The sequence below is a fragment of the Pseudoalteromonas sp. P1-25 genome, from assembly GCF_001401805.1.
In the GTDB taxonomy this organism is placed as follows: domain Bacteria; phylum Pseudomonadota; class Gammaproteobacteria; order Enterobacterales; family Alteromonadaceae; genus Pseudoalteromonas.
Window position 1 is genome coordinate 1 of sequence record NZ_LKDW01000058.1, and the last position, 5787, is coordinate 5787.

A 5787-nucleotide genomic window follows, 5' to 3' on the forward strand; every position below is an offset into this window, starting at 1 on the left:
TAAAAGTTAAAAGTTAAAAGTTAAAAGTTAAAAGTTAAAAGTTAAAAGTTAAAAGTTAAAAGTTAAAAGTTAAAAGTTAAAAGTTAAAAACTAAAAGCTAAAAGCTAAAGGCTACGCCAGTCTTTAATTTAAGATATTGAATAAATTACTAAAGCTATGCTACTTTGAGATAAATTACGTAAAGGAATCCCCCCAAGCATGGACACCCCAATAGACTTTTCTACCTACACATTAGATGAACTTTACTCCAGCGCAAAAGCCATTGACCGAGAACGCTTTCCTGAGCGCGAGAAGGAATAGACGCACTTCTAAGCGCAAGAGCGCGCAAACAATGCCGACCCAACAATAGCAGGAAAAAAATAAGTAATATTTTGTAGCAATATTTATCTAGGGATAACGTTAAAAAGGGACTTATGAAAAAACTTACAAGGTACAAAAAAACACCCAGCGCAAAACTACTTTGGACGCTTGGTTTCAACACATTTATCGCAGTTATAGTTTTATTTTGGGTAGAGGTATTTATTGAACAGCCTTTGCTGCATCAATTTTTATACCTCTTTGCGTTTGTATTATTGAGGTTTTTTTCACAGTGGTATTGTGCAAACACAGAACAGGCTCATGCAATTGAAATTGTAAATGGCGAGTTTGAACTACTCGGCATAAATATAAAAGTGTCTGAGCTAGAAGAAGTGCTTTATTGCCAAACTAAGCGTTTTGAGCATATTTTACGATTTAAGTTTAAAAACGCGACATACCAAGATATTGAAATAACCGCTCCAGACTTAATTGACGACCTACGTTTTTACTATTTTATGGTTGATAACGGCCTACCAGTAAAAATGACAGATGATAGTGGCCGTTTTTTTGACGAAGATTAACAGCGCAGCAAGGAGCAGTGGTGAGCAAACTGGTTTTAATATTTTTGATGCTAGTAAGTGTCATCTTTAGTGGATATTCATATGCAAGCTCATTTGAAGGATGTTATTCCACAACGGATAAAATAACAGGCGCGACCCCTATGCTCAACAAAGATGGAGGCGAAAGTAATGAGCATTTTAAACTAAAAACGAGTTACATAAATATATTCAAAAAAAGCGAAAAATATTTTACAGAAGGCCTTATATGGGGCTACAACTTTCATATTTGCACTATCACAGCGCCGCTGAGGGAACTACAGAACCATTACCTTTGGTACTAAAGGATAAAAAACTGGTGTTTGAAGAACAAGAGCCCGAATACGTCATTAACTGTAAATTTGAGCTAGAATTTGATGAAAATGGCTTGAATCTTAAGGATGAGAACCATCACTGCTCCAACTATATGTTTTACTGTGGCGCCCATGCAAGTGTGCATGACGTTCACCTAACTAAAACCAATAAAGGCTGCAATTAACTAGGCTAGTTATTATTTAACTTACAATTCAGCTAACAGGGACTTACTATGCGCGGCTTTTTATTATTTATAGGTTACTCATCTTATATTGGCAGTGTGGGTGATGGCTTGCTTGGTATGTATGCACTATGGGTTGTAATCAGTAATAATTTAGCACCTCTGAGCTTATCGCTTAATGACTTTTTAGCGCAGTATGTTGAGTTTATTTATTGGGTGAAGCAGGTTGCATTTTATGTAATGCCCCAAGGCTTTGCCAATTGGTTATTTGGTATTCCTGCTGTTGTTTACTTTCCCGTACGTATATTAATGAGTCTAACAATTGGTTGGTGGGCACTAAAAAAAGCAGCTCAGCTAAAAACAAAAAATGTGTAAAAACTACTCACTTTTAAAATAATTACCTTTTTAAATATTACATTTTATTAAGCCTTACCTACAACTGCGTTAAACGTTTTCTACTGTATTGTTTTTAAATAGTATTTTTTAATCCTCTTTTTGCTCTTGCTAATTATTTTTGGCATATAAGTTGATGCACACATTTATAAATTTTTAAAAGGACTGCACATGACTGCTGAATACTTTATGGTGCTGGGGTTACTCGGTGTGGCATTTTTTGCTGTAGCAGGCGCATTATTGGGCTACGAAAAAAACATAAGTGGATTTGGTGTAGTTGTAGTTGCAACAGTTACTGCTTTAGGTGGTGGCACACTACGAGATATACTGTTAGATAAACCGATCTTTTGGGTAGCCACGCCCGAGTATTTATATTCAGCGTACGCCGCTATTATCGCCACCATATTATTTGTGCGTTATCTACCACATGTAAACAACTATTACTTTTTACTCGTAGATGCCATAGGGATGGCATTATTTAATATTATGGGCATAGAAAAAGCCTTAATAGGCGGCACAGGTATGATTATCGCGATAACAATGGGGATCACTACAGGGATATTTGGCGGCCTAATACGCGATGTGATTTGCCGTGAAGTGCCTTCAGTTATGCGTAACGAACCCTATGCCTCAGCCTGCTTAGTCGGTGGTTTAGTTTATGCTGCGTTATTTACCCTAGAAGTCGATTATATTTGGTGTATTTTAGGCTCATTGTTTTCAACGGTATTTTTAAGGCTAGGCTCGCTTAAATGGGGCTGGCACCTAACCATTTTCAGAAAAAAAGATTTTAAAAATCAAAGTGATTAGGTTTTAAGGCGGGAGTTATTAATTGGCTGAGTTTGCATATGGTACTCATAGTTATCTTCCCCAGTGATCTTAAAGCCTAGTCGAGTATAAAGTGCTTTAGCAGGATTGTTTTTAAGTACTGTTAGTTTGATAGGCTTTAACTTTGCAGTTTTAATTACTTGCTCAATAACGCCTCTGCCGTAGCCTTTATTTTGATGGTTGGGGTGTATTTGTAATTGCATTATTTCAATGTGGCTACCCCATATTTTGTACTTTAACGTACCTATGGTATTACCATTAAACTGTATAAGATGAGAGCAATCGTATTGCTCGTAAACCCTCTCATTATGCTGTTGCTCAGTTAAAAATAAGCCGGCCACCTCAAGGTGCTCTACCATAGTAAGTTTTCTAAGATTTAATTAATAACCTGAGCCTTGGCTAATAAATCTATCTCAAGCAGCTATTCTTAGCGCTAACTGCGTTGAATTTACTTGCAATAGGCTAGCTATTGACGCGCAAATTCGCCTTGTTTTCACTTAAAATTTCTAGCTAGAGAAAACAGACCCAGTAACATTACTAACCAACTATATCTAAATCTCTTAACCAAAGCGCAGGTTAAACCGCTTTTCGGGCGTGGCTTTTGTAAACGTAAAAACCAAAATGTCCTTCCTTGTATTTAAAAAATTTAACTTTAGTTGAATCACTTTTTGTAAAAATTAGGTCTTTATTAGCCATTACTGATTTAATGGGCACACAATGAACTTAACACACACAAATAACGCACTCACCTTTTTACTTACACTCAGCTTTGCATTACTTGGTGTATCGTTTGCTTTAGGTGCCAACCCAAACACACTCATAGCGACATTTAGTTTTTATAAACTTGATACTTTACTCAGTGTAAACACGTTAGGTTTACTCACTGGCAGCGCTATGATTGCGTTGGCAGTCACCACCTTAGCTGCGCATTTAAAATTAATAAAGCCTGTGCCTGCAGTTATACTCGCATTAGTTGTTAGCATAGTGCCTTTGCTTACCTTATTTGCCAGTAACCGCTGGATGGCACAGTTAGGCGGCTTTCCAATTATTGGCAGTGGGCAAGGCATAATTAAATACTTTGCTGTTATTCCTCTGTATTTATTTTTGTTTTATAAAAACAAGCTAACAGATAAACAACACGTACTTTTAAACTTTATACCGGTTGCTATGGTGTTACTGTGGATTGGCGGCATGAAATTTTATGAGTTTGAAGCCAAAGCCATTGTAGGCCTAGTAGAAACCTCACCGTTTATGTCGTGGTTATACACGGTATTTAGCGTACAAGGCGCATCAAATATCATTGGTGGGTTTGATGTATTATTTGCAGTGCTTCTTGGCACAGGCATTTTACTCAACAATAAAAAGCTTATTATTGTGAGTGGCTTAGCGTGTTTAAGTGTATTTTTAATGACTCAAACATTTTTAATTACCGCCACCGGTGCGTTTAGCTCAAGCACGTTATTAGAGCGTTTAGGGCAATTTGTAATTAAAGATTTATGGTATGTAGGCAACTTAATTGTTATTGCCAATTTAATGCTACTTAAGCCTGCCAAATAATGTAAAGAGGACTTTATGATCAGTTGCAACCATTACGACTACATCGAAATTGCCTGTATGAACAGGCTGAATATTGAGCTTGTATTAAAAAATGGTGTTAGTGTATGTGGCGTAGCAACTGATACAAAACGCAATGCACTTAAACAAGAGTGCATTGCCATTAATGTAAGTGGCGAGCTAAAGCTTATTGTGCTCACTACAATCAGCGTTCTTAAAGCGCGTGAAAGTAATCCTTACTTTGATCATGTGGACTTTGATGTAAAGTAATTCACTAACTAATTCGTTTTATCATAAACACTCCAGCGGGTCTGTTTCATCAATATGTTAAGGCTCGCTTATCTGGCCAATGCTTTAACTCATACGTGCTAAATACCCAAAGCCAAAATTTACCTTTAGAATGAACTGTTAACATAAACAGCTATTTTGACTTTGTCCAATAACATTATTAAAAGCCGTTTTGGTGCAATATAACAAAGGCTTTTTCACTGCATACCTAATTGCTTGTTTACATTGCAGTTATTTAGTGGAATTATTGAACGATGGAATATACACCGTTTTGAGGTGTTTAATAAGCTGTTATATTTACAAGGAGAGTTTTCCAACATGAGTTATATATCTAAAGTCTTTAACGTAATGATTGCATCCCCTGGAGATGTAGCTTCCGAACGAACTATCATTCGTGATGTAATTTATGAATGGAATGCAGTGCATTCTGAATCAAGAAATATCGTATTAATGCCAATTGGATGGGAGTCGCATTCTTCACCAGAAATGGGTGGCAGCCCTCAAGAGATAATTAATAAGCAAATATTAGATAAATGCGACTTTCTAGTTGGTGTATTTTGGACTCGCATAGGCACCCCTACTTCAGAATACGCCAGTGGGACAGTTGAGGAAATCGAAAAGCATATATTATCTGGCAAGCCAGCTATGCTTTATTTTTCTAGCCAACCTGTTGCTATGGATACTGTAGTTCTGAAGCAGGTCGAAGAACTTAAAAAATTTAAAACGTCCTGCCAGAGCCGTGGTCTTTATGAAGGTTATGATAGTCATGCAGACTTCAAAGAAAAGTTCTATCGCCATCTACAACTTAAATTAAACGAACATCCTCTGTTCAAAGATATACATTCAGAAAATATCTCTCCGCCAGTTGAGTCCTCAACTCAGTTTCCTGAGTTAAGTCACGAAGCGCGTGTTCTGCTTAAAGAGGCAAGTCTCGATCCTCATGGTAATGTAATACATGTTCGGTACATAGGTGGTACAGACATACAAACAAATGGTAAAAATATAATCCCATCAAATGAACGAAGAGAAGTTGCTAAATGGGAAGCTGCTCTTGAAGAGTTAACATATAAAGACTTGCTAGTTGAGCGTGGACATAAAGGGGAAGTCTTTGAAGTTAGTAATTTGGGTTATCAAATTGCGGATATGATAGAGCTGTAAATATAACAAGTGCAGTCACAGGGAAAATTTCTGCTGCGCTCCAATTTTGCCCGTGCTGCGGGCGTTGTGCTGGTGAATTCCAATGATTATTATGTAACTCCCCCAAAAAATGAAACAGTTCATAAGTAGAATTTTCCATTAACGAAAATAGGAAAATTTACGATGAGAAAAAGCAAATTC

At 36.9% G+C, this 5787-nt stretch carries 8 protein-coding genes; 7 read left to right on the forward strand and 1 reads right to left on the reverse strand.

The window, feature by feature from the left end; all coding sequences use genetic code 11:
- Positions 1 to 413: 413 nt before the first annotated feature.
- The 4 genes from AN393_RS19310 to AN393_RS19325 all read left to right on the forward strand — a co-directional run bounded on the left by AN393_RS19310 (position 414) and on the right by AN393_RS19325 (position 2589).
- The gene (locus tag AN393_RS19310) at positions 414 to 878 is read left to right on the forward strand and encodes a hypothetical protein (protein ID WP_055018918.1); all 465 of its coding nucleotides are present in this window, start codon (positions 414 to 416) and stop codon (positions 876 to 878) included.
- A 244-nt stretch (positions 879 to 1122) separates the two neighbouring features.
- A complete protein-coding gene (locus tag AN393_RS19315) occupies positions 1123 to 1392 on the forward strand; it encodes a hypothetical protein (protein WP_235575972.1) in 270 nt (89 codons plus the stop codon).
- 48 nt (positions 1393 to 1440) lie between these two features.
- Complete coding sequence (locus AN393_RS19320; protein WP_055018919.1) at positions 1441 to 1764, forward strand: hypothetical protein; 324 nt, start codon at positions 1441 to 1443, stop codon at positions 1762 to 1764.
- Positions 1765 to 1953: 189 nt separating this feature from the next.
- Positions 1954 to 2589 carry a trimeric intracellular cation channel family protein gene (locus AN393_RS19325; RefSeq protein ID WP_055018920.1) on the forward strand — a complete coding sequence of 212 codons (636 nt, stop codon included), beginning with the start codon at positions 1954 to 1956 and terminating at the stop codon, positions 2587 to 2589.
- Here the strand turns inward: AN393_RS19325 and AN393_RS19330 are convergent.
- The gene (locus tag AN393_RS19330) at positions 2586 to 2966 is read right to left on the reverse strand and encodes an N-acetyltransferase (protein WP_055018921.1); all 381 of its coding nucleotides are present in this window, start codon (positions 2964 to 2966) and stop codon (positions 2586 to 2588) included. The genes AN393_RS19325 and AN393_RS19330 overlap by 4 nt on opposite strands.
- A gap of 358 nt (positions 2967 to 3324) precedes the next feature.
- On the opposite strand from AN393_RS19330, the gene AN393_RS19335 reads away from it, so the two are divergent.
- The 3 genes from AN393_RS19335 to AN393_RS19345 all read left to right on the forward strand — a co-directional run bounded on the left by AN393_RS19335 (position 3325) and on the right by AN393_RS19345 (position 5607).
- Positions 3325 to 4164 carry a DUF417 family protein gene (locus AN393_RS19335; RefSeq protein WP_055018922.1) on the forward strand — a complete coding sequence of 280 codons (840 nt, stop codon included), beginning with the start codon at positions 3325 to 3327 and terminating at the stop codon, positions 4162 to 4164.
- Positions 4165 to 4179: 15 nt separating this feature from the next.
- Positions 4180 to 4431, forward strand: coding sequence for a Rho-binding antiterminator (locus AN393_RS19340; protein WP_055018923.1), 252 nt, complete (start codon positions 4180 to 4182; stop codon positions 4429 to 4431).
- 336 nt (positions 4432 to 4767) lie between these two features.
- Positions 4768 to 5607 carry a DUF4062 domain-containing protein gene (locus tag AN393_RS19345; RefSeq protein ID WP_055018924.1) on the forward strand — a complete coding sequence of 280 codons (840 nt, stop codon included), beginning with the start codon at positions 4768 to 4770 and terminating at the stop codon, positions 5605 to 5607.
- Positions 5608 to 5787 lie beyond the last annotated feature (180 nt).